Origin of the sequence: Pseudomonas sp. DTU_2021_1001937_2_SI_NGA_ILE_001 (assembly GCF_032463525.1) — a bacterium.
In the GTDB taxonomy this organism is placed as follows: Bacteria; Pseudomonadota; Gammaproteobacteria; order Pseudomonadales; family Pseudomonadaceae; genus Aquipseudomonas.
The window spans coordinates 292,511-314,054 of the sequence record NZ_CP135971.1 but is presented as its reverse complement, the minus strand read 5'-3'; the positions used below and the strand labels follow the sequence as shown (position 1 = coordinate 314,054).

Sequence of the window (21,544 nt, the reverse complement as noted above, 5' to 3'; positions counted from 1 at the left end):
AGGGCGGCCTCAATGAGCGTGTTCGGCCGAGCCTTTGCCCAGCTCGGACTTAAGAACGAAGCTGCCGGCGACGGCCACTTCAGTGCCGGCCTGCAGGCCGTCGAGGATCTCCACCTGGCCATTGGCCCGGCGCCCGGTCTTCACCGGCTGCGCCTTGAACCCCTCGGCATTGCGCAGGAACACCACACTGGCGTTGTCGACGGTCTGCAGCGCCGCCTCCGGCACGCTGAGCACCGTCGGGGCCTGACCCACCGCGACTTCGATATCCACCAACAAGCCCGGACGCCAGGCACCCTGCGGGTTGGCCAGGGTGACGCGTACCGGTGCCGCGCGGTTTTGTTCGCCAAGCAGGCTGCCGACATAGCCCACGCGCCCTTGCACCTGAGTCGCGAGTTCCGGCGCACTGACCAGCACCTCGCGGCCGACCCGCACCTTGTCCAGGTCCCTGGCCGTGACCCCGAAGGTCGCCCAGACCCGCGACAGGTCCGAAAGGGTGAAGGCGTTGCTCGCCTCGCCCACCACCTCACCGATGCTCAAGTGCTTTTCCACCACCATCGCATCGAAGGGCGCGACCATTTCATAACGGTTGCCGCCGGCCGGATTGCCCCCGCCCCCGATTACCGAAAGTTTCTGCCGGGCGTTGGCCAGGTTGATCTGCGCCTCTTCGAAAGCCTGGCGGGCCAGTTGATAGTCCTGCTCGGCCGAGATGCGGTCCTGCCACAGGGTCTTTTCCCGCTCCAGAGTGCGGCGCGCGGTTTCCAGGCGCCGTTGTGCGGCGCTCAGCTCGCTTCTCTGGTCGGCGATCTGCGGGCTGGCAATCACCGCCAGCACCTGGCCCTTCTTCACCGGCTGGCCAAGTTCGACCAGGACCTGTTCCACCACACCACTGACACGCGGCACCAGGTGCGCGGTACGGTCTTCGTCGAAGCGGATCTCGCCAGGAAAACTCACCGAAGCACTCATCGGCCGCAGCGCAGCCACGGCCACGTCGATACCGGCGCTGCGTATCTGCTCGGCCGAGAGCGGCACCTGCCCCGCCTCCTCATGGCCGTGCTCACCTTCATGCGGCTCTTCGCCTTTGCCCTGTGCATCGCCGTCGACGTGGCCGTCCTCGGCCCCATGCGCCGCTTCGGCGGCTTTCCGCGATTTTTCATCCGGTTTGGCGGGCGTGGGTTCGGCATGATCGTGGTCGTGCTCATCGCTCGTGGCGGCCTGCGCGCCGGCCAGCGGCAGGCCCCGTTTGTCGTTGACCGTCAGGCCGCCGATGACGCCCAAGGCGACCAGTGCCACGGCAATGGCCAGGCTGCGTGTGTTGTTCATGAGTGCTCCTGCTTGGGTGACAGGCCCGCACCACACAGTGGCAAGGGCGCGGATCGGAAATCAGGGTTGGCTGGCGCCGTAGATACGCTCTATGGCCACTCTCGCCTCGCTGCCAGCGGCCAGGGCTTCGAGGTAGCGGGTGCGGGCATCAATGAGGGTGCGCTGGGCATCGAGCACGTCGAGGAAGGCGAACTTGCCCATCTCGAAGCCCCGCGAGGCGCTGTCTACGGCGGTGCGCGCGGCCGGCAGGATCACCTGGCTGAACGACTCCACCTCGTTGGCCGCCGTGGCCCACTGTTCCAGGGCCGAGCGGGTTCGGGTACGCAAGTCCAGCTCTACGGCGTTGCGGCGGTCGCGGGCCTGGTCGGCACGCCGGGACGCGGCCAGGACATTGCCCTGGTTGCGATCGAACAGCGGCAACGGCATCGACAGGCCGACGACATTCACCCGCTCGCGCTCCTGCTCGCTGTACTGGCTGCCGACGCTGACCCTCAGGTCGGGAATTCGCTGGGCACGCTGCGCACCAAGGTCGGCCTCGCGCTGGCGGATCTGCATCTCGGCCAGGCGCAGCGCCGGGGTCTGCGCCAGACGCCCCAGCAGGTCGGCGGCGGCGGGCGCACTGCCGGGTGCCAGCGCCTGCCCGCCGAGGCCATCGATGCCCTCGGCGGGCAGACCGGTGAGCCTGGCCACCTGGCGCAGGTTGTCGTCGCGCAGGGCCCGGGCCCTGCGCAGTTGCAGCTCGGTTTCCGCCAGTTGCACCTGGGCGCGGGTGCTTTCGATGGGCGAGACCTGACCGGCACGCACCCGCCCCTGCGCCACCTGCAGGCCACGCTGGGCCAACTGCCGGGACTGCTCGGCCAGCTCTACGGCGGCATACGCCCGCGCCGCCGCATGAAAGGCCGCGACTACGTCGGCGCGCAGCTCCAGGGCCTGGCGCTCCAGTTCCAGCTGAGCGGCGTCCTGGCCGCGCTCGGCCGCCTCGATGCGCGCACCACGCTTGCCGCCCAGCTCCAGGGCCTGGCTGAGCATCACCGTCGTGGTACGGCTATCACGACGGGTGTCTTCGGCCTCCCACGACAGCTCTGGGTTGGGCATCAGCCCCGCCTGGCGCCGTTCGCCGGCGGCGATACCGAGTTCCTGGCGCACGGCGGCCAGCTCGGGATTATTGGCGAAGGCCGCCTCGATGGCCGCCGCCAGGCTCAGGTCGGCAGCCTGGGCCGGGCCTGCGCCGAACAACAACGCGCACAACAGCCCGCACGCCAAGCGCGACGGCAGTAAAGGATTTCGATCCCCGGACACGTTCAGACCTCCCCAGGTACAACGCGCAGACGAGCCCGGACGGCCCGCCCATTCAGTGCCGGGGACTGTAGAAAGGCGCCGTTATCGCCAGGATTGCCCGGAAATTACAATTCTGTAAGGCAGCCCAACGCCCAGCGCCCCTGTATTAGAGTTTCCAGCGGCTTGACCCTGTAGCAGCTACAACCTGCAGAATCGCCGCCCTGCCACCCAGCACAGGAAACATCCATGCGGATCCTAGTTGTCGACGATGAACCCAAGACGGCCGAATACATGCATCAGGGCCTGTCGGAGAACGGCTACGTGGTTGACATCGCCAGTACCGGTATCGACGGCCTGCACCTGGCGCGTACTCAGGACTACGAGCTGATCATCCTCGACGTCAACCTGCCGCAGCTCGAAGGCTGGGAAGTGCTGGCGGCACTGCGTGCCAGAAGCCATACGCGGGTGATGATGGTCACCGCACGCGGGCGTCTCGAAGACCGGGTCAAGGGTCTGGACATGGGGGCCGACGACTACCTGGTCAAACCCTTCGAATTCCCCGAACTGCTGGCCCGGGTGCGCAGCCTGCTGCGCCGCAGCGATCAGCCGGGGCTGCCGAGCGTGCTGCGGGTCGCCGACCTGGAGCTGGACCACGGTCGCCATCGAGCCTTTCGCGGCCATCGGCGCATCGACCTGACCACCAAGGAGTTCGCCCTGCTGCACCTGCTGATGCGCCACAGTGGCGAGGTGTTGAGCCGCACGCGCATCATCTCGCAGGTCTGGGACATGAACTTCGACTGCGACACCAACGTCGTCGAAGTTTCGATCCGCCGCCTGCGCGCCAAGATCGACGACCCTTTCGAAAGCAAGCTGATCCACACCCTGCGTGGCGTAGGCTATGTGCTGGAGTACCGGGAATGAAGCCTGCGCGCCCCTCGATGCGGCTATCCATGCGTCTGGGCCTGACCGTCAGCGCACTGTGCGCGCTGCTGGTGCTGGGCATGGCGACCCTCTCCTGCCTGACCATCTCTCGCCAACTGGACGACCGGGCGCGCAACGAGCTGACCGACAAGCTCAACCAGGTGCGCCACAGCCTCACCGAGGGCTACTGGTCCGGCGCCGACCGGGGCCTTAATTCCCACAGCCTGCGCGACCAGATCATCGGCCACGACAACTTCACCCTGACCCTGCTGGACAGCAGCGTGCCGCGCAAGCGCCTGCTGGTGATCGGCAAGGATGAGGACACCGTGCTGCCGCCGCTATTCGGCAGCGGCCAGCCCGACGACTTCGTCAACCTGAGCAGCCCCCAGGGCCACGACCTGTTGAGCGCATCGAGGCTGATCCAGCTGCGTAGCGGGCAACAGGTCATGGCGGTACTGACCCTGGACCGTCAGGATGATGCCAACCTGCTGCAGGCCTATGTGCAGTCCACGCTGGTGGCCATGCCGGTGATCTTCCTGCTGGCCGGTGGCGGTGCCTGGTGGGTGGTGCGTCGCGCGCTGCGTCCACTCAAGGCATTTCGCAAGGTGGCCGGTCGGGTGTCGGCACGTGACCTGTCGCAGCGGCTGACCAGCGACGGCCTGCCCGACGAGCTTCAGGAACTGGCCAAGGCCATCAACATAATGCTGCAGCGCCTGGACGACGACGTTCGCCAGCTCACGCAGTTTTCCGATGATCTGGCCCACGAACTGCGCTCGCCAATGAACAACCTGATGGGCAAGGCCCAGGTGACCCTGTCCCGCCCGCGCCCTGCGGAGGACTACAAGCAGGCGCTGGAATCCTGCACCGAGGAGCTGGAGCGCCTGTCGCGCATGGTCTCGCAGATGCTCTACCTGGCCAGCGTCAGCCAGCCGTCCGCGCCCTTGGCAGCCAGTGAACTCGACCTGCGCGCCGAAGCCGAACGCGTGGTGGAACTGTTTGCCCTGACTGCCGAAGACAAGGGCATCCGCCTTGAGATCGAAGGCCAGGCCACGGCACTTGGCGACCGCCTGATGGTGCAGCGCGCCTTCTCCAACCTGCTATCGAATGCCATCCGCCATGCTCCGGACTGCAGCCCTGTGCGCCTGCAACTGCGCATGCGCGACGGGCAGGCCAGCCTGGCGGTCAGCAATCCCGGCGAAGGCATCGCCGCCGAGCACCTGCCACGCCTGTTCGACCGTTTCTACCGCGTGCACGCCAGCCGCGCGCGCCACCAGGGCGGCACCGGCCTGGGCCTGGCCATCGTGCGCTCGATCATGCACGCTCATGCCGGGCAGGTGTCAGTCAGCAGTGCAACCAATGGCCTGACCACCTTCACCCTGACCTTCCCGGCGCCGACATCCACGCCTCACAACGCGAGTAAAGCCCATGCGCTTGCAGAACTTCAGCACGCCCCTGCGTAACCTCATCCTGGCCGTCGTCGCCAGCAGCGCCACCCTCGCCCAGGCCGCGCCGACCCTCGACGTGCACCGCGATGCCAATTGCGGCTGCTGCAAGCAGTGGATCAAGCACCTGCAGGACAACGGTTTCACCGTCAACGAGCATGTCGAAACCGACATGGCCGCCGTCAAGCAGCGCCTGGGCGTTCCGCAGAGCCTGGGTTCGTGCCATACCGGCGTGATTGGCGGCAAGTTCGTCGAAGGCCACGTGCCGGCGCAGCAGATCATCGACCTCGACAAGCGCCCCGAGCTGCTGGGCATCGCCGTACCGGGCATGCCGATGGGCTCGCCGGGCATGGAATATGGCAACCGCCAGGATGCCTACCAGGTCATCGGCGTGACCGCAGCGGGGGAACGCCAAGTGGTGGCCGACTACCCTGGCCGCTGAAGGCGCTGACCAAACGGCATCACCACCAAAGCCAGTACGTTCGGTTGGAACGGAGAGGAGATCAAGCCGCGAAGCAACCGCCTGTTCCCGACAGATGCAGTGAATTTTCTAGCGCTTTCGCGGCTAAAGCCGCTCCCACCGGGCCACATGCCGCCAATACTGGTCAGTTAGGCCGGGTAGGAGCGGCTTCAGCGGCGAAGCGACCGCCTGTTCACGACAGATGCAGTGAATTTCCTGGCGCTTTCGCGGCTGAAGCCGCTCCCACCGGGCCACAGCCGCTTAAGCGAACAGAGGGTGCCTAAGCCTGCGACAACGGCCTGGCCACATCCTCCAATGCGCGGCGCTCTGCTGCCACGCCCCAGCGAGCCTGCACGCCGGCGGCGAGAATCATCAGTGCTGCGCCGAGCAGGTAGCCGAGCAGCAGTTGGCTGCGTTCGCCGCTGTCGATCAGCGCGCCGAACAGGGTCGGGCCAAGGATGCCACCCAGGCCGGTACCGAAGGCGTAGAACACGGCGATGGCAAGGGCACGGATTTCCAGGGGAAAAGTTTCAGCCACGGTGAGGTACGCCGAGCTGGCCGCCGCCGAGGCGAAGAAGAAAATCACCATCCAGGCAATGGTTTGTTCGACGACCGTCAGCAGGCCCTGTGCGAACAGATAGCCACTGATTGCCAGCAGCACGCCGGAGAGGAAGTAGGTCGCGCTGATCATCACCCGCCGCCCCACCACGTCGAACAAACGGCCGAGCAGCAGGGGGCCGCAGAAGTTACCGAGGGCGAAGGGCAGCACGTACCAGCCGACCTGCGCCGAGGGCACGGCGTAGAAGTCGGTGAGCACCAGGGCGTAGGTGAAGAAGATCGCGTTGTAGAAAAACGCCTGTGCGGTGAGCAGGCTCATGCCCACCAGGGCGCGCACGCGGTGCGCGACGAACAGCGTGCTGAACACTTCCCGCAGCGGTGTATGGTGACGGGCGCGCAGGCGCAGTGGTGGGCTTTGCACAGGCGGCAGGTCGATGCCCCGTGCGCGATACCCGGCCTCGATAGCCTCGACGATGCGCCGGGCTTGCTCGGGGCGATCGTGGATCATCAGCCAGCGTGGGCTCTCCGGGATCCACAGGCGCATGAACAGGATCAGCAAGCCAAGCAGCGCACCGATGCCAAAGCACAGGCGCCAGCCGGTTTCGCTGCCGACGAAGTTCGGGTCCAGCAACACGATGGCGCCCAGCGCGCCCAGTGCCGCGCCGATCCAGAAAGTGCCATTGATGGTCAGGTCCACCCAGCCGCGAAAGCGCGCCGGAGTGAACTCCTGGATGGTCGAGTTGATCGCCGTGTACTCGCCGCCGATGCCTGCCCCGGTCAGGAAGCGGAACAGCAGAAAGCTCGCCAGGTTCCAGGAAAACGCCGTGGCAGCGGTGGCGCCGATGTACAGGAACAAGGTGATGAAGAACAGCTTGCGCCGCCCCAGGCGGTCGGTCAGCCAACCGAACAACAACGCCCCGAGCACCGCCCCGGCAATGTAGGTCGCACCGGCCAGGCCGATGTCGGCGTTGCTCAGGCGCAGCACGGGGCTGTCTTTCAGCGCACCGGCCACCGAGCCGGCCAGGGTCACTTCCAGCCCGTCGAGCAGCCAGGTGATACCCAAGGCAAAGACCAGCAATGTGTGGAAGCGGCTCCAGGGCAGCCGGTCGAGACGCGCCGGCAGGTCGGTTTCATAGACATGCACGGCATTGGAGCCCTGGGGCTCCAGGCGTTTTTGCAACGAAGGCGAGTGCATCGCCGCCCCTCCCTGTGTGTCGATCCCTGCCCTTGTGATTCACCCGCTTCAGGCAGAGTTCAACGCCTCGCGTGCGACGCGCGTCTTTCGAGCATCTGTGCCACCTGATGGGCCAGCACGTCGAGGCTGAACGGCTTGGTCAGCAAGTGCATGTCAGGGCCGAGGAAGTCCTCGCGCTTGATCGCGCCCTCGGCATACCCGGTGAGGAACAATACCGGCAGCCTCGGGTACAGCTGCTGCAGCACCTCGGCCAGTTGCCGACCATTCATGCCGGGCAGGCCCACATCGCTGACCAGCAGGTCGAGGCTCGGAAGGTCGTCGAGCAGGCGCAGCGCCTCTTCGGCCTGACGTGCGACCACCACCTGGTAGCCAAGCTCTTGCAGCACTTCCTGATTGATCAGCCGCACCGAGTCGTCGTCTTCCACCAGCAGGATGGTCTGTCCATTGCCCGGTATGGCGGCCGAAGCCATGACTTCGGCGTCCTCGGTCCTGGTCACGCACTGCGGCAGGCTGATGGTCACCGTCGTGCCCTCGCCCTCCTCGCTGGCGATGCCCAGATGCCCGCCACTCTGGGTGGCGAAGCCATACACCATCGACAGGCCCAGGCCGGTGCCCTGGCCGATGGGTTTGGTGGTGAAGAACGGCTCCAGCACCTTGTCCAGCAGGCGACGAGGAATGCCGGCCCCGCTATCGCGCACGCTGATATCGACCATTTCCTGCCCACCCTTGCCAGGCTGCAGGCCGGTGGCGATGGTCAGCACGCCGCCGTCGGGCATGGCGTCGCGGGCATTGATCACCAGGTTGAGTACGGCATTTTCCAGCTGATTGGCGTCGGCCCAGATCCACGGATCCTCGCTGCACAACTGCAGCTCTACACGCACCTGCTCGGTGAGCAGACCTTCGAGCAGCTGCTGGAACGCCAGGATCAGGGTATTGACCTGCACCGGTCGGGAGTCCAGTGACTGGCGCCGAGAGAACGCCAGCAGACGCTGGGTCAGCGAGGCGGCACTCTGCGCCGAGCTGTACGCGGCATCCATGAAGCGTTCGACGCCGTCGAGCCGGCCTTTGCCCAGACGCAGGCGGATCAGCTCCAGGGCACTGATCACGCCGGTGAGCATGTTGTTGAAATCGTGCGCGATGCCGCCGGTCAGTTGCCCCACCGCCTCCATTTTCAGCGACTGGCGCAGTTGTTCTTCGGCCCGTGCGCGCTCGGCACTCTCGGCCTTGAGTTGCTGCAGGGCACTGTCCAATGCCTGGGTACGCGCCTGCACCTGGGTTTCCAGCTCGTCGGCGAAGCGGCGCAGCGACAGTTCCGCCTGCTTTTCCTTGTTGATGTCGACGATCACCGAGGCGGCGCCGATGATCTTGCCCTGCTCGCCGTACAGCGGCACGGCACTGACACGCATCCAGGACGGCATACCGTCTTCGAGGGTGTGACGAAACTCGATGCCATTGACCGGCACACCGCGCAGCGCCTGGGCGCCGGGGAACATGTCGCGCGGCAAGGGACTGCCGTGGTCATCCAGCGCCACCCAGCGCAGCGCGTTTTCCGGCGAGCGCGAGGGAATCAGGTCATCCGGCACGTAGCGCCGGTACAGTGGGTTGCGGATCAGGCTCTGGCCGTGTTCGTCCATGAAGCACACGCCGACCGGAATGTTTTCCAGCAGTGCTTGCAGGCGACCGCGCTCTTCGGCCAGTTCGGCCAGGCGGTCGCGCATATCGTACTGGCGGGCGCGGGCGTGCCAGCAGGCGGCGACCATGCTGAGCAGGGTGTTGAGGCTGAACGGGCGTTCCAGGACCACGACATGGCCGGCCTCCTCCGGCAACGCATGGTACGCCTGGTCGGCAGCGCCCAGCTTGCCAGGGGTCAGCAGCATGATGGGCACCTGCGACCATTCCGGCTGCGCGCGCAGCGCGGCGGCCAGGGTACAAGGATCGTCGCGCAGCGCCTGTTGAGTCAGCAGCAGCAGGCCGGTGTCGATACCGACGCGGCGTGCCACGGCCTGCAGGTCGTCGTACAGCTCGACGCGGTAGAACGGCAGAAGCAGCGCGCGGAGTTCTTCGGCCTGCGCGGGGTCTGGCGTGCAGAGCAGCAAGACGGGAGCAGTTTCAGCGGTCAACGGCAAAGGGCTCCATGAGCGAAGGCTTGGTCGAAAAGCGCCAAGGGGTCGAGGGCAGGCACGGCCAATGCCGGATCGGTCTCCCGCGACAGGATGGGGCCGAGGCGGACAGCCAAGCGGCGCGAGCATAGCCGGTAAGCGGGGAGTTTTGACACACAACACCAGGCTTTTATCCGCCCCCCCGGATATTTTCGGACCACCTGTCTGAAATCCGGGACCGCTGTACGTGTATTCGCCTCGGCCGGACAGATCGTTTACCATCGCCGCCGTCGGTTTCCGAGAGGAACTAACAGGGAATTCGCAGGCCGGCGTACAGGCCAAACCGAAACTGCCCCCGCAACTGTAGGCATCGAGCCGCTCCACACCGCCACTGGGCCACCCCGGGAAGGCCGGAAGCAGGCCATGACATGCCAGTCAGGAGACCTGCCGACACATTCGATCACTGACCGGCGGGGTGTCCGGGAAGGACATCCGCACCTGCGTTTCGGCAGGTCGGGTCGCACCTTGCCCGAGGGCATGCGACCGGGGTGTGTTTCCTTCGGTGCGCCGCCCGCTACCACCACGCAAGGAGACCGCGCCGCATGCCCACACCCCGCCTGTTGCTGCTCGCCGCCGCCCTGGGGTTCAGCGCCACGGCCCTGGCCGAGCCTACCCGCTACCCCCTGACCCTGGAAAACTGCGGCATGCCGCTGACCTTCACCCAGGCCCCGGGCCAGGTGGTGACCATCGGCCAGGCCGGCACCGAGATGCTCTATGCGCTGGGACTGGGCGAACGCCTGGCCGGCACCTCGCTGTGGTTCAACGATGTGGACCCGCGTTACCAGGCCGAGAACGACAAGGTCGAGCGCTTGGCAGACAACGCGCCGAGCTTCGAGGCGGTACTCGGCAAGCGGCCGGGCCTGGTACTGGTGCAACTGGAGTGGATGGTCGGCAAGCAAGGCGTGGTCGGCACCCGCGAGCAATTTCACGAACTGCACATCCCCACCTACCTGATGCCCTCCGACTGCGAAGGCAAGGACAACCTGGTCGGCGCCGACGGCACCCGGCTGGAAGCCTTCGGCATCGATACGCTGTACCAGAGCGTCGAACAGCTGGCGCAGATTTTCGATGTCCAGGAGCGCGGTCAGGCATTGGTCGCGCAACTTCGACAGCGCCTCGCGGCGGCAGTCGCCCATGCGCAGCACAATCGCCAGCGCGACCTTTCGGCGGTGTTCTGGTACTCCAGCGCCGACCTCGACATCGACCCCTACGTGGCCGGTCGCAAGGGTATCCCGGATTTCATGCTGAACAGCCTGGGCATGCGCAACATCGTCGAATCCGACGAGGAATGGCCAACCGTCGGCTGGGAACGCATCGCCAAGGCCAACCCCGACATCCTGGTGATCGCGCGCATGGACCGTCGACGCTTCCCGGCCGACGACTACCGCAAGAAACTCGAATTCCTCAAGCGTGACCCGGTGACCCGCAACATGGACGCGGTGCGTCACGACCGCATCGTGGTCATCGACGCCGAAGCCATGCAGGCCGGCCTGCGCCTGTTCACCGGCCTCGAAGAACTGGCAGCCGCCGCCGACCGCATCACGGGTGCGCGCTGAACATGCCACGCATCCTTGTGCACGGCCTGTGGGTGAGCGCCCTGCTGCTGGTGGCGATCATCGTCGGCGCCAGCATCGGTGAAACCCACATCAGCCCGCAGATGGTCGCGCAGATCCTGGCCAACAAACTCTGGCAGGCCGGTTACCCCGTCGATCCCATCGACGCAGGCATCATCTGGAACTACCGGCTGACCCGTGCCATCGTCGCCGCCGCCTGTGGCGCCGGCCTGGCGCTGTCCGGGGTGGTGCTGCAATCGCTGCTGCGCAACCCGCTGGCCGAACCCTACCTGCTGGGCATTTCCGCCGGGGCTTCCACCGGCGCGGTACTGGTGGCGCTGCTGGGTCTGGGCGCCGGGGCAATTTCCCTGTCGACCGGAGCCTTCGTCGGCGCGGTGGCGGCCTTCGCCATGGTCAGCCTGCTGGCGCGCTCGTCGCAGCGTGCGAATGCCGCCAGCCACATCATTCTGGCGGGCATTGCCGGCTCGCAGCTGTTCAATGCCCTGACCTCGTTCCTGATTACCAAATCGGCCAGTTCCGAGCAGGCGCGCGGCATCATGTTCTGGCTGCTGGGCAATTTCAGTGGCGTGCGCTGGCACTCGGTGGCCCTGGCCGTACCCGTGGTGCTGGCCGGGTTGCTGGTGTGCCTGTGGCATCGGCGCGCCCTGGATGCCTTCCTGTTCGGCAGCGACTCGGCGGCCTCGCTGGGCATCGCGGTACGGCGCGTGCAGGTATCGTTGATCGGCTGCACCGCACTGGTCACCGCCGTGCTGGTGTCGATCGTCGGCTCCATCGGCTTCGTCGGCCTGGTCATCCCGCATGCGGTGCGCCTGCTGGTGGGCGTACGGCACGCCAGGCTGCTGCCGCTCAGCGCCCTGTGCGGTGCACTGTTCCTGATCGCCGCCGACGTGCTGTCGCGCACCCTCATCAAGGGCCAGACCGTGCCGGTGGGCGTCATCACCGCGCTGATCGGCGCGCCGGTGTTCGCGCTGATTCTGATCCGGGGGCAACGTCCACGATGAATGCCTTCAATCAGGCCCAAGGGACCACGGCACTGGCCTGTCGCGCACTGACCTGCATCGTCAAGGGCCAGGCCCTGCTGCAGGACGTGAGCCTGGGAGTGATCCCGGGCGAAACCCTGGGCATCGTCGGCCCCAACGGTTCAGGCAAGTCGACGCTGCTCCGGCTGCTGGCCGGCCTGCAGGCGCCAGCCAGCGGGGAGCTATGGATCGACGGCCAGCCCCTGGCCAGCCTGAACCGCCGCGACGTTGCGCAACGGCTGGCGTTGGTGGAACAGCAGGCCGAGACCGCCGATGCGATCAGCGTGCGCGATGCCGTGGAATTGGGCCGCACGCCTTGGCTGTCGGCGCTGGCGCCCTGGAGCAGCGAGGACCAGCGCATCGTGCAGCAGGCCCTGGCCGATGTGGACCTGCTGCATCTGAGCGAGCGCCGCTGGCAGACGCTGTCCGGCGGCGAGCGCCAGCGCGCGCACATTGCCCGCGCCCTGGCCCAGCAGGCACGCATCCTGCTGCTGGACGAGCCCACCAATCATCTGGATATCCAGCACCAGCTGAACATCCTCGGGCTGGTCAAGGCATTGCCGGTCACCTGCGTCATCGCCCTGCATGACCTCAACCAGGCCCTGCAGTGCGACCGCCTGGCGGTGTTGCATCAGGGCCGGCTGGTGGCCCTCGGCGCACCGGAGACGGTGCTGACACCCGAGCGCCTGCAGGCGGTGTTCGGTGTGCAGGCGCGCTGGCTGAGCGATACGATGGACGGCACCCGCTTTCTGCGCCTGACACCGCTCTGAAGAGGGCGTCGGTGGGCCTCAGTGCCCTTCTGGCAGCTGGCAGCCCTTCTTCTTCAGGCTGTCGATCACCCAGCTGCGGTCGTTGGTGCCCAGGGCGATCTGCTCCATCTGCTTCTGTTCGGCGCCGTGCTTGGCCGCCGCACGATCGTAGACCTCGGCCACCTGGTCGTAGGGCACGCACAGCAGGCCGTCTTCGTCGCCGATGACCAGGTCGCCGGCTTCGATGACCATGCCGTCGATGGCGATGGGTACGTTGATTTCACCCGGGCCGTCCTTGTACGGGCCGCGGTGGGAAATGCCGGCGGCGAACATCGGGAAATCCCCGGCACCGATGGCGCCGGCATCACGGATCGCGCCATTGATGACGATACCGGCGACCCCCCGCTTGATCGCATAGGCCACCATCATTTCGCCGATCAGCGCATTGCTCAGGTCACCCCCGGCATCGACCACGATCACATCGCCCGGCTCGGCGATGTCCAGCGCGTAGTGCAGCATCAGGTTGTCGCCGGGGCGGGCCTTGACGGTCAGCGCCGGGCCGGCGAGCACACCCTTGGCGTGCATCGGGCGCAAGCGGGCACCGCCGGCGGTCATGCGATTCATCGAGTCGCTGACATTGGCCACCGGGACGTCGCGGTAACGCTCCACCCATTCGGCGCTGACCTTGCGTACACGCTCCAGAACGCGAAATCCGATGCTCATGTGCTTTTCCTCTCTTGGTCTTGTAAGGGATGCCTCGCCGGTCGCGAGCGCTTTTTTCAGAATGTCATTTCATTTTTAACCTTTCAATAGGCTCAATGATTAAATAAATCGCGTCTTTCAAAAGCCAAAAAAAACAGATATTGAAACGACGTTTCATTGTGATAGCGTGTCCGTGTCAATGCGCCGCACCCCAGGCGCCAGCAACACAGCCAAGAACAACAAGGTGTCCCATGACCCGTACCATTGTGCTCACCGGCCCGGCGCTGACCGCCGAAGCCATGAACCACGCCGCCGCCCGAGGTGTGCGTGTGATTCCCACCACGCCCTACGCCGCTGACGAGCTTCTGCAGGTGATCCGCGCTGAACAGCCGGATGCGATCATCGTGCGCCAGGGCCAGCTGACCCAGGAAATGATCGAGGCCTCGGCCAAGCTGTCGATCATCGCCAAGCATGGCGTCGGCTACGACACCATCGACCTGCAGGCCGCCGCGGCGCGGCGCATTCCGGTCACCATCGCCCTGGGCGCCAACGCCCAGTCGGTCGCCGAACACGCCTTTGCGCTGATGTTCAGCGTGGCGCGCCAGACCGCCCTGCTGGATGCGCGCATGCGCGACGGCCATTGGGACAAGGCCACCGCCAACGGCGTGGAACTGTTCGGCAAGACGCTCGGGTTGGTGGGCATGGGCTCGATTGGCGCCATTCTCATGGACCTGGTGGCACCGCTGCGCATGCAGGTGAAAGTCTACGACCCCTACCTGAAACAACTGCCGGAACGTGAGCACCTGCAACGCGAAGAGAACTTCGAGCACCTGCTGGACAAGTGCGACATCATCAGCCTGCATTGCCCGCTGACCGACGCCAACCGCCACCTGTTCAGCACCGCGCAGTTTCAGCGCATGCGCCCCGGAAGCCTGCTGATCAACACCGCGCGGGGCGAGCTGATCGACACCGAAGCACTCATCCAGGCCCTGAGCGAGCGCCGTATCGGCGGTGCCGGCCTGGACACCTTCAGCCCCGAGCCGCTGCCGGCGGACAGCGCGCTGTTCGGCCTGCCCAATGTGGTGATGACCCCACACGTGGGGGCCAACACCCAGGAGGCGCGTGACCGGGTCGGCATGCTCGCGCTGCAACAGATCATCGGCCTGTGGGACGGCCAGGCCCCTGACCCGCGCTGCGTGGTCAACCGCCACCTGCTGGACAACTGACCCGTCACATCGATACTGCGCCTCCAGCGGGGGCGCCTGTGCTACTCCAGAAAAACAACAACGGAGAGTCCCATGACTTCAGTCACCGAACCGATCAGCGAGCTCGAACGCTCGACCATGCGCCGCGTCACCTGGCGGCTGCTGCCGTTCCTGATCGTCTGTTACCTCATCGCGATCATCGACCGCGGCAACATCGGCATGGCCTCGCTGCAGATGAACCAGGACCTGGCGTTGTCGGCCAAGGTCTTCGGCTTTGCCAGCAGCCTGTTCTTCTTCGCCTACTTTCTGGTGGAAGTGCCCAGCAACCTGGCCCTGCAGAAGTTCGGCGCGCGGATCTGGATCGCCCGGATCATGATCACCTGGGGCCTGATTTCCGCGGGTACCGCCTTCGTGCAAGGTGCCCAGTCGCTGTACGTGATGCGCTTTCTGCTGGGCGCGGCGGAAGCCGGCTTCTTCCCCGGCGTGCTGCTGTACCTCACCTACTGGCTGCCTTCGGCCTACCGTGGCCGCCTGGTGGCGCTGTTCATGGTGGCGATTCCGGCGGCCAACTTCGTCGGTTCGCCGCTGTCGGGCCTGCTGCTGAGCCTGGACGGCTGGATGGGCATGCGCGGCTGGCACTGGCTGTTCATTCTCGAAGGCATTCCCGCCGTGCTGCTGGGCATCGCCTGCCTGTTCGTGCTCACCGACCGTCCTGAACAGGCGCGCTGGTTGAGTGACGAGCAACGCGGCTGGCTGACCGGCCGCCTGGCCGAAGAAGGCGCGAAGAAGACCGCCATCGGCCATATCTCGCTGTGGAAACTGCTGCGCCACAAGGACATCTGGATCATGGCGCTGATCTACTCCGGCGCATCGGCCGCCGGCAGCACCCTGAGCGTGTGGGGCCCGCAACTGCTCAAGTCGTTCGGCCTGACCTCCATGGAAGTCGGCCTGGTCAACGCCATTCCCTACGGCCTGGCCTCGGTGCTGATGATCGTCTGGGGACGTAATTCGGACCGCACCGGTGAGCGGCGCTGGCACACCGCCTGTACCCTGCTGATGATCACCGCCGGCCTGCTGATGACCCTGTTCACCAGCAACCTGGCCCTCACTGTCGTGATGCTCAGCCTGGTACTGATCGGCGCCTATTCGATGAAAGGCCCATTCTGGGCCTTGGCTTCCGGCTGGCTGTCGTCGTCCACCGCAGCGGCCGGCCTGGCCGCCATCGGTGCGATGGCCAACCTGATCGGTGGCGGGCTGATGGTCAACGTCTACGGCGCGATCCACGACGCCACCGGCAGCCACTCGCTGGCACTGATGCCACTGGCGGCGCTGTGCGCCCTGGGTGGTTTCATGGTGGTGGTGATGGGCCGCAAGCGGCAGGCCGAAGCCGCCGCCGCACAAGACAAACCGCTCAACGCTGGCTGAGGCCATTGCCAAGCAAAAGCCCAGACGGGTCAGTTAGGCGTCATGTGGCTCGGTAGGAGCGGCTTTAGCCGCGAAAGCGCCAGGAAATTCACTGCACCTGCTGTGAACATGCGGTCGCTTCACGGCTGAAGCCGCTCTTACCCGGTTTAACTGACCAGTATTGCGGCTAAAGCCGGTCCCACCCGTCTCTCCCCCGCCCCACGCTACCCGGCAACAGCGGCTTCAGCCGCGAAAAAGCCTGCTCAGCCCTTGCACCCCAGGCTGCGCATCAGGGTCTGCGCCGCGTCATGCAACTGGCCCTGCACACTGCGGGCATATTCCTCGGTCAGGCGACTGGCCGGGCCGGAAACCACCAGGGCACCGATCACTTCGTGCTGTGCATCGTAGACCGGCAGGGCCATGGACGCCGCATGGGGATCGGTGGCGCCGCAGGAATAGAACGCCGTCTCCAGCGTTGCGCCCTTGTCGAACGGCGTGCGCAGCGCCTGGGCTCCGGCCGCGTTGTCCATCGGTCGCATGTCGCCAGGCTGCAGGTGCAGGCGCAGGCTGTGCTGCGAGTTGACCCGGTACTGGCACAGACGGTAGGCGCCATGGCGCACGTAGAAGGATGCCGTTTCGCCGATACCTTCGGTCAACTGGTGCAGCAGCGGCATGATATGCCGTTCCAGGTCCAGGGCATCCTGGTACACCGCATTGAGGCGCATGACTTCGCTGGCCAGCTGGTAGCGGCCGTCGGCCATGCGGTTGATCAGCCCGTGGGTTTCCAGCGACACCATCAGGCGCATGATGGTGCTTTTGTTCAGCTGGGTACGCTCGGCCAGTTCGGCCAGGCCCAACGCGCTATCGCCGATGCGAAAGGCAGTCAGTACGGTCAGTACCCGGTCAGCAGACGCCACTCCATTCACCGCTGGACGCGGTTTAACTTTCACCATCTCAAACCTCGATTCGCATAACCCTGGAGTCCGGCCAGGGCGACATGGCCGGGGATTATCCGTCAAAGAGGTCGTCTGCCGCCATGGGCGGCCCGGTCAATGCGCGCGGGGGCGATGCCGCTCGGCCTGTTGCTGGGTCATGCTCGGCGTTTCGTCGAACAGCTTGCGGTATTCACTGGAAAAGCGCCCCAGGTGATTGAAGCCCCACTCCATGGCGATACCCGAGATATTGCGCCCGCTGCGGTCCTCGAGGATGGTCTGGCGTACCGCGCTGAGCCGGTACTTCTTCAGGTAAGCCATGGGCGACAGGCCGAAATGCCGGCGAAAGCCGTCGAACAGCTTGAAGCGCGACACCCCGGAGGCCGCCTCGATGTGCTCCAGGTGCAGTTCCTCGCGGGCATGCGCGTGGATGTAGTCACGGGCACGCAGCAGATAGTGCGGCAGGCGCACCTCCAGGTTCTCGCGCAGCTGTTCGCTGTAGTTGTTCGGCTGGGCGAGAATCAGCCCCTTGACCAGCGCGCTCTCCAGGTCGCGGCTGAACAGCGGCTGATGGTACAGCTCGCCCTGCTCCATTTCCTCAATGAAATGCCGGGCCATGCGCCACCAGGAAGCGGTGGCGCCGCTCAGCGCGTCCATGCGAGCGGTGAAGCGCAACGGCTCGCTGACCGGGCGTTGCAGCATGTCTTCCAGGGTCTTGGTCATGGCCGTGCGGCTGATCACCACCTGCAGCTTGCGGCAGTCGCCGGCGATGCTCAGCGCCTGGCTTTCGTTGGGGGCGACGATGATCCCGTAGTCGCGGTTGGAATGCAGGCGCTCGCCGTTCTTCACCAGTTCCTGCTCGCCGCACAGGGGCAGGCTGACGCTGTAGCTGTTGAAGGTCTGCGGCTCGGCGATGTCCACCGTCACGTCGGTGCCGTACTCGATGATGCCCAGCGTGGTGGACATCGAGCGCAGCACGCTGGCGCTGTGGCGAAAATGCAGGCGCCCCGGGCGGCTGGCCACCAGGTGGTGAGGGCCACAGATATCCGACATCCAGGAACGCGCGCCGGCAAGATCGGAATGATCGGCATGGATATCACGCAAGGGTGATTCAGGCTTCGGGGTCATCACGGCACTCTCAGGCTGTTTTTCTCGATGCACGCTCTGCGGCGTATCTACAGACGCACGATGCAAGCGACACGCCATCGCCGCGTTCACCCATCGGAAGGCTCACTAAGCGGATAGTGATCGACAAGTTTTCGGACAGTCCGCCATCGGGCGGGGCCTGCCGCCACACCCCCGCCCGGGCGCCGCAGCCGCGGCGCAGAGCCTGGGCTGCACCTTCAGGCAGCCTGCCGGCCGATGCGTGACCTGCCCTGGTGCAACCCCTGGCATCGACGCGCCAATGGCGCCAGCCGTTGCGCGAATGGGTACTCCCGACACAAGTCTGTTACCGCCGCGCTGCCAGCGCTGCGTTTTATGGATAACGACGCTGCAGGAAGCGGCAAGACGTGCCCTGCGCCGGGTGTTATACGCGCCCGCCCGAAGGCCCTGGCAGAACGAAATTTACGGACCGGGTTTGCCAAAAAAGCGGATAGACCCTGTAGCGCGCCGCTTCGTTAAATGGCCCCAACCGAGGGTGCCAGCGAGCACCTGCCGAATCGCCCGATGTGACAGGTACAGGACCATGAACCCAACAAGAAGCGTCGATCAGTGGAAGGACTTCATCAACGGCTGCCTGGACTTTCGCCCCGCCGAAGGCGTGTTCCGCATCGCCCGGGACATGTTCACCGAGCCGGAGCTGTTCGACCTGGAGATGGAACTGATCTTCGAGAAAAACTGGATCTACGCCTGCCATGAGAGCGAGATCGCCAACAAGCATGACTTCCTGACCATGCGTGCCGGTCGCCAGCCGATGATCATCACCCGTGATGGCGAAGGCCAGCTGCACGCGCTGATCAACGCCTGCCAGCACCGCGGCACTACCCTGACGCGGGTGATGAAAGGCAACCAGAGCACCTTCACCTGCCCCTTCCACGCCTGGTGCTACAAGAGCGACGGGCGCCTGGTGAAGGTCAAGGCGCCGGGCGAGTACCCCGAAGGCTTCGACAAGGCCACCCGTGGCCTGAAGAAGGCGCGCATCGCCAGCTACAAGGGCTTCGTGTTCATCAGCCTCGACGCCGAAGGCCAGGACAGCCTGGAAGACTTCCTCGGCGACGCCAAGGTGTTCTTCGACATGATGGTCGCCCAGTCGCCCACCGGCGAGCTGGAAGTGCTGCCCGGCAAGTCGACCTACACCTACGACGGCAACTGGAAGCTGCAGAACGAAAACGGCCTGGACGGCTACCACGTGAGCACCGTGCACTACAACTACGTGGCCACCGTGCAGCACCGCCAGCAGGTCAACGCCGAGAAAGGCGGCGCCAGCAGCACCCTGGACTACAGCAAGCTCGGTGCCGGCGATGCGCAGACCGACGACGGCTGGTTCTCCTTCCACAACGGCCACAGCCTGCTGTTCAGCGACATGCCCAACCCCACCGTACGCCCCGGCTATGCCGCAGTGATGCCGCGCCTGGTGGCCGAGTACGGCCAGGCCAAGGCCGAGTGGATGATGCACCGCCTGCGCAACCTGAACATCTACCCCAGCCTGTTCTTCATGGACCAGATCAGCTCGCAGCTGCGCATCGTGCGCCCGGTGGCCTGGAACAAGACCGAGGTCATCAGCCAGTGCATCGGCGTGAAGGGCGAGTCCGACGCCGACCGAGAAAGCCGTATCCGCCAGTTCGAAGACTTCTTCAACGTTTCGGGGATGGGTACGCCAGACGACCTGGTGGAGTTCCGCGAGGCCCAGCGCGGCTTCCAGGCCCGCCTGGAGCGCTGGAGCGACATTTCCCGCGGCCATGGCAAATGGGTCGAAGGCCCCACCGCCAACAGCGAGGCGATCGGCATCCAGCCCGCACTGACCGGCACCGAATTCACCCATGAAGGCCTGTACGTCAACCAGCACAACAACTGGCAGCGCTTCCTGTTGCAAGGCCTGGACAAGATCGCCCAGGACCAGCCCCTGAAGCTGCGCGAGGTATGAACATGAATCCGCAACTGCACTACCAGATCGAGCAATTCTTTTTCCGCAAATGCGAGCTGTGCGACGCCCAGGACTGGGACGCCTACCTGGCACTGTTCAGCGAAGACAGCGAGTTCCACCTGCCGCAGTGGGAGTCCGAGCACAGCTACACCAGCGACCCGAAGAAAGGCATGTCGCTGATCTACTACGCCAACCGCTCCGGGCTGGAAGACCGGGTGTTCCGCATTCGCACCGGCAAGGCTGCCTCGACCATCCCGATGCCACGCACCCTGCACAACATCGGCAACCTGCGCATTGCCGAACGGGCGGGCGGCCAGCTGCAGGTCAAGGCCAACTGGACCACCCTGTACCACCGCCTGGGCCAGAGCGAGCAGTTCTTCGGCTACGCCACCTATGACCTGCGCCCGAGCGGCGACAGCTTCGTGATCACCCGCAAGCATGTCGTGCTGCTCAACGACACCATCAACTCGGTGCTGGACTTCTATCACCTCTGACTGCGCGGACGCCGAATCATGAATCACAAGGTCGCCTTCAGTTTCGCCGACGGCAAGACGCTGTTCTTCCCCGTCAACGGCAACGAGATCCTCCTCGACGCCGCGTTGCGCAACGGTATCAACATCCCCCTGGACTGCCGTGAGGGTGTGTGCGCCACCTGCATGGGCCGGTGCGAGTCGGGCAGCTACAGCCTCGACTACGTCGACGAAGAAGCCCTGTCGGAACAGGACCTGGCCCAGCGCAAGGTACTCACCTGCCAGACCCGCGTGCAGTCCGACGCCTCGTTCTACTTCGACTTCGACTCTTCGCTGTGCGGAGCCAACCGCACCGTGCAGGGCAGCGGCCGGGTCTGCCACGTGCAACAGGTGTCGGCCGGTACGGCCATCCTGCACCTGGACGCCAGCACCGACGATCGCCAGCTGGACTTCCTTCCCGGACAGTACGCACGCCTGCAGATTCCCGGCACCGACGCCTGGCGCTCGTACTCCTTCGCCAGCCAGCCCAGCGCCGACAACCGCCTGCAGTTCCTCATTCGCCTGCTGCCTGACGGGGTGATGAGCAACTACATCCGCGAGCGCTGCCAGGTCGGCGACGAGATCCGCTTCGAGGCGCCGTTGGGAGCCTTCTACCTGCGCCAGATCGAACGCCCACTGGTGATGGTCGCCGGTGGCACGGGTCTGTCGGCGTTCCTTGGCATGCTCGACCAGATCGCCGAGCGCGGCGGCTGCGGCCAGCCGGTGACGCTCTACTACGGCGTGCGCCAGCAGGCCGACCTGTGCGAGCTGGCGCGCATCGAAGCCTATGCCGAACGCATTCCCGGTTTCAGTTTCGTGCCGGTGCTCAGCGAGGCCGAACCTTCCTGGGACGGGCGGCGCGGCTACCTGGCCGAGCACTTCGACGCCGCTGCGCTGCGCCAGGCGCCATTCGACATGTACCTGTGCGGCCCGCCGCCGATGGTCGAGTCGGTGAAGACCTGGCTGAGCGAAAACGCCATCGACAACGGCCACCTGTACTTCGAGAAATTCACCGAGAGCAATACCTGAGCA

Annotated in this window: 18 protein-coding genes and 1 riboswitch; of the genes, 11 read left to right on the top strand and 7 right to left on the bottom strand. The window is 65.6% G+C overall.

Annotation, left to right across the window (positions count from 1 at the left end; translation table 11 throughout):
- Window positions 1-9: 9 nt before the first annotated feature.
- Window positions 10-1,320 (bottom strand): efflux RND transporter periplasmic adaptor subunit, encoded by a 1,311-nt coding sequence (locus RRX38_RS01320; protein ID WP_315961176.1) that lies wholly within the window; start codon window positions 1,318-1,320, stop codon window positions 10-12.
- A 60-nt stretch (window positions 1,321-1,380) separates the two neighbouring features.
- The gene (locus tag RRX38_RS01315; RefSeq protein WP_315962616.1) at window positions 1,381-2,583 is read right to left on the bottom strand and encodes a TolC family protein; all 1,203 of its coding nucleotides are present in this window, start codon (window positions 2,581-2,583) and stop codon (window positions 1,381-1,383) included.
- 261 nt (window positions 2,584-2,844) lie between these two features.
- Here RRX38_RS01315 and RRX38_RS01310 point away from each other — a divergent pair, with 261 nt between their 5' ends.
- Genes RRX38_RS01310 through RRX38_RS01300 form a run of 3 tightly spaced genes read left to right on the top strand, consistent with a single transcriptional unit; the run spans window position 2,845 to window position 5,403 of the window.
- Window positions 2,845-3,519 (top strand): heavy metal response regulator transcription factor, encoded by a 675-nt coding sequence (locus tag RRX38_RS01310; RefSeq protein WP_295479507.1) that lies wholly within the window; start codon window positions 2,845-2,847, stop codon window positions 3,517-3,519.
- Window positions 3,516-4,979, top strand: a complete 1,464-nt coding sequence (locus RRX38_RS01305; protein WP_315961175.1) for a heavy metal sensor histidine kinase — start codon at window positions 3,516-3,518, stop codon at window positions 4,977-4,979. Before RRX38_RS01310 ends, RRX38_RS01305 begins: the two co-directional genes overlap by 4 nt.
- Complete coding sequence (locus RRX38_RS01300) at window positions 4,945-5,403, top strand: DUF411 domain-containing protein (RefSeq protein ID WP_410524857.1); 459 nt, start codon at window positions 4,945-4,947, stop codon at window positions 5,401-5,403. The genes RRX38_RS01305 and RRX38_RS01300 overlap by 35 nt, the downstream gene beginning before the upstream one ends.
- A gap of 298 nt (window positions 5,404-5,701) precedes the next feature.
- Here the strand turns inward: RRX38_RS01300 and RRX38_RS01295 are convergent, their stop codons facing one another.
- Entirely contained in the window at window positions 5,702-7,174 is a 1,473-nt protein-coding gene (locus RRX38_RS01295; RefSeq protein WP_315961174.1) for an MFS transporter, read from the bottom strand.
- Window positions 7,175-7,233: 59 nt separating this feature from the next.
- The gene (locus tag RRX38_RS01290; protein ID WP_315961173.1) at window positions 7,234-9,294 is read right to left on the bottom strand and encodes an ATP-binding protein; all 2,061 of its coding nucleotides are present in this window, start codon (window positions 9,292-9,294) and stop codon (window positions 7,234-7,236) included.
- A gap of 253 nt (window positions 9,295-9,547) precedes the next feature.
- Window positions 9,548-9,740: riboswitch (cobalamin riboswitch) on the top strand.
- A gap of 135 nt (window positions 9,741-9,875) precedes the next feature.
- Here RRX38_RS01290 and RRX38_RS01285 point away from each other — a divergent pair.
- From RRX38_RS01285 to RRX38_RS01275, 3 genes are read left to right on the top strand one after another with little or no spacing between them, the layout of a single operon-like run.
- Window positions 9,876-10,889, top strand: coding sequence for an ABC transporter substrate-binding protein (locus RRX38_RS01285; RefSeq protein ID WP_315961172.1), 1,014 nt, complete (start codon window positions 9,876-9,878; stop codon window positions 10,887-10,889).
- 2 nt (window positions 10,890-10,891) lie between these two features.
- Window positions 10,892-11,908, top strand: coding sequence for a FecCD family ABC transporter permease (locus RRX38_RS01280; protein WP_410524856.1), 1,017 nt, complete (start codon window positions 10,892-10,894; stop codon window positions 11,906-11,908).
- The gene (locus RRX38_RS01275; protein ID WP_315961171.1) at window positions 11,905-12,696 is read left to right on the top strand and encodes an ABC transporter ATP-binding protein; all 792 of its coding nucleotides are present in this window, start codon (window positions 11,905-11,907) and stop codon (window positions 12,694-12,696) included. The genes RRX38_RS01280 and RRX38_RS01275 overlap by 4 nt, the downstream gene beginning before the upstream one ends.
- Window positions 12,697-12,714: 18 nt before the next feature.
- Here RRX38_RS01275 and RRX38_RS01270 read toward each other — a convergent pair whose 3' ends face one another.
- Window positions 12,715-13,398: an RraA family protein gene (locus RRX38_RS01270; protein WP_315961170.1), complete on the bottom strand. Its 684-nt coding sequence runs from the start codon at window positions 13,396-13,398 to the stop codon at window positions 12,715-12,717.
- 230 nt (window positions 13,399-13,628) lie between these two features.
- Here RRX38_RS01270 and RRX38_RS01265 point away from each other — a divergent pair, with 230 nt between their 5' ends.
- Together RRX38_RS01265 and RRX38_RS01260 are read left to right on the top strand one after the other, a co-directional pair.
- On the top strand, window positions 13,629-14,603 hold the full coding sequence (locus RRX38_RS01265) for a hydroxyacid dehydrogenase (RefSeq protein WP_315961169.1): 975 nt from the start codon (window positions 13,629-13,631) through the stop codon (window positions 14,601-14,603).
- Between the two features lie 72 nt (window positions 14,604-14,675).
- On the top strand, window positions 14,676-16,007 hold the full coding sequence (locus RRX38_RS01260; RefSeq protein ID WP_315961168.1) for an MFS transporter: 1,332 nt from the start codon (window positions 14,676-14,678) through the stop codon (window positions 16,005-16,007).
- A gap of 242 nt (window positions 16,008-16,249) precedes the next feature.
- Here RRX38_RS01260 and RRX38_RS01255 read toward each other — a convergent pair whose 3' ends face one another.
- Window positions 16,250-16,939, bottom strand: a complete 690-nt coding sequence (locus tag RRX38_RS01255) for an IclR family transcriptional regulator (RefSeq protein ID WP_315961167.1) — start codon at window positions 16,937-16,939, stop codon at window positions 16,250-16,252.
- A 96-nt stretch (window positions 16,940-17,035) separates the two neighbouring features.
- Window positions 17,036-18,046 (bottom strand): AraC family transcriptional regulator, encoded by a 1,011-nt coding sequence (locus tag RRX38_RS01250; RefSeq protein ID WP_295479536.1) that lies wholly within the window; start codon window positions 18,044-18,046, stop codon window positions 17,036-17,038.
- Window positions 18,047-18,605: 559 nt separating this feature from the next.
- Between RRX38_RS01250 and antA the strand changes: the two genes are divergently transcribed.
- The 3 genes from antA to antC are packed head-to-tail and all read left to right on the top strand — an operon-like array spanning window position 18,606 to window position 21,541.
- A complete protein-coding gene (gene antA / locus RRX38_RS01245; protein ID WP_315961166.1) occupies window positions 18,606-20,003 on the top strand; it encodes an anthranilate 1,2-dioxygenase large subunit in 1,398 nt (465 codons plus the stop codon).
- Between the two features lie 2 nt (window positions 20,004-20,005).
- Window positions 20,006-20,497 (top strand): anthranilate 1,2-dioxygenase small subunit, encoded by a 492-nt coding sequence (antB, locus tag RRX38_RS01240; protein ID WP_295479542.1) that lies wholly within the window; start codon window positions 20,006-20,008, stop codon window positions 20,495-20,497.
- 18 nt (window positions 20,498-20,515) lie between these two features.
- Window positions 20,516-21,541: an anthranilate 1,2-dioxygenase electron transfer component AntC gene (antC, locus tag RRX38_RS01235; RefSeq protein ID WP_295479545.1), complete on the top strand. Its 1,026-nt coding sequence runs from the start codon at window positions 20,516-20,518 to the stop codon at window positions 21,539-21,541.
- Window positions 21,542-21,544: the final 3 nt, after the last annotated feature.

What these genes read in the sequence shown, in the direction of transcription:
- RRX38_RS01320 (WP_315961176.1), bottom strand. Translation starts at nt 1,320, where the DNA reads ATGAACAACACACGCAGCCTGGCCATTGCCGTGGCACTGGTCGCCTTG.
- RRX38_RS01310 (WP_295479507.1), top strand. Translation starts at nt 2,845, where the DNA reads ATGCGGATCCTAGTTGTCGACGATGAACCCAAGACGGCCGAATACATG.
- RRX38_RS01305 (WP_315961175.1), top strand. Translation starts at nt 3,516, where the DNA reads ATGAAGCCTGCGCGCCCCTCGATGCGGCTATCCATGCGTCTGGGCCTG.
- RRX38_RS01300 (WP_410524857.1), top strand. Translation starts at nt 4,945, where the DNA reads ATGCGCTTGCAGAACTTCAGCACGCCCCTGCGTAACCTCATCCTGGCC.
- RRX38_RS01295 (WP_315961174.1), bottom strand. Translation starts at nt 7,174, where the DNA reads ATGCACTCGCCTTCGTTGCAAAAACGCCTGGAGCCCCAGGGCTCCAAT.
- RRX38_RS01285 (WP_315961172.1), top strand. Translation starts at nt 9,876, where the DNA reads ATGCCCACACCCCGCCTGTTGCTGCTCGCCGCCGCCCTGGGGTTCAGC.
- RRX38_RS01280 (WP_410524856.1), top strand. Translation starts at nt 10,892, where the DNA reads ATGCCACGCATCCTTGTGCACGGCCTGTGGGTGAGCGCCCTGCTGCTG.
- RRX38_RS01275 (WP_315961171.1), top strand. Translation starts at nt 11,905, where the DNA reads ATGAATGCCTTCAATCAGGCCCAAGGGACCACGGCACTGGCCTGTCGC.
- RRX38_RS01270 (WP_315961170.1), bottom strand. Translation starts at nt 13,398, where the DNA reads ATGAGCATCGGATTTCGCGTTCTGGAGCGTGTACGCAAGGTCAGCGCC.
- RRX38_RS01265 (WP_315961169.1), top strand. Translation starts at nt 13,629, where the DNA reads ATGACCCGTACCATTGTGCTCACCGGCCCGGCGCTGACCGCCGAAGCC.
- RRX38_RS01260 (WP_315961168.1), top strand. Translation starts at nt 14,676, where the DNA reads ATGACTTCAGTCACCGAACCGATCAGCGAGCTCGAACGCTCGACCATG.
- RRX38_RS01255 (WP_315961167.1), bottom strand. Translation starts at nt 16,939, where the DNA reads ATGGTGAAAGTTAAACCGCGTCCAGCGGTGAATGGAGTGGCGTCTGCT.
- RRX38_RS01250 (WP_295479536.1), bottom strand. Translation starts at nt 18,046, where the DNA reads ATGACCCCGAAGCCTGAATCACCCTTGCGTGATATCCATGCCGATCAT.
- antA (WP_315961166.1), top strand. Translation starts at nt 18,606, where the DNA reads ATGAACCCAACAAGAAGCGTCGATCAGTGGAAGGACTTCATCAACGGC.
- antB (WP_295479542.1), top strand. Translation starts at nt 20,006, where the DNA reads ATGAATCCGCAACTGCACTACCAGATCGAGCAATTCTTTTTCCGCAAA.
- antC (WP_295479545.1), top strand. Translation starts at nt 20,516, where the DNA reads ATGAATCACAAGGTCGCCTTCAGTTTCGCCGACGGCAAGACGCTGTTC.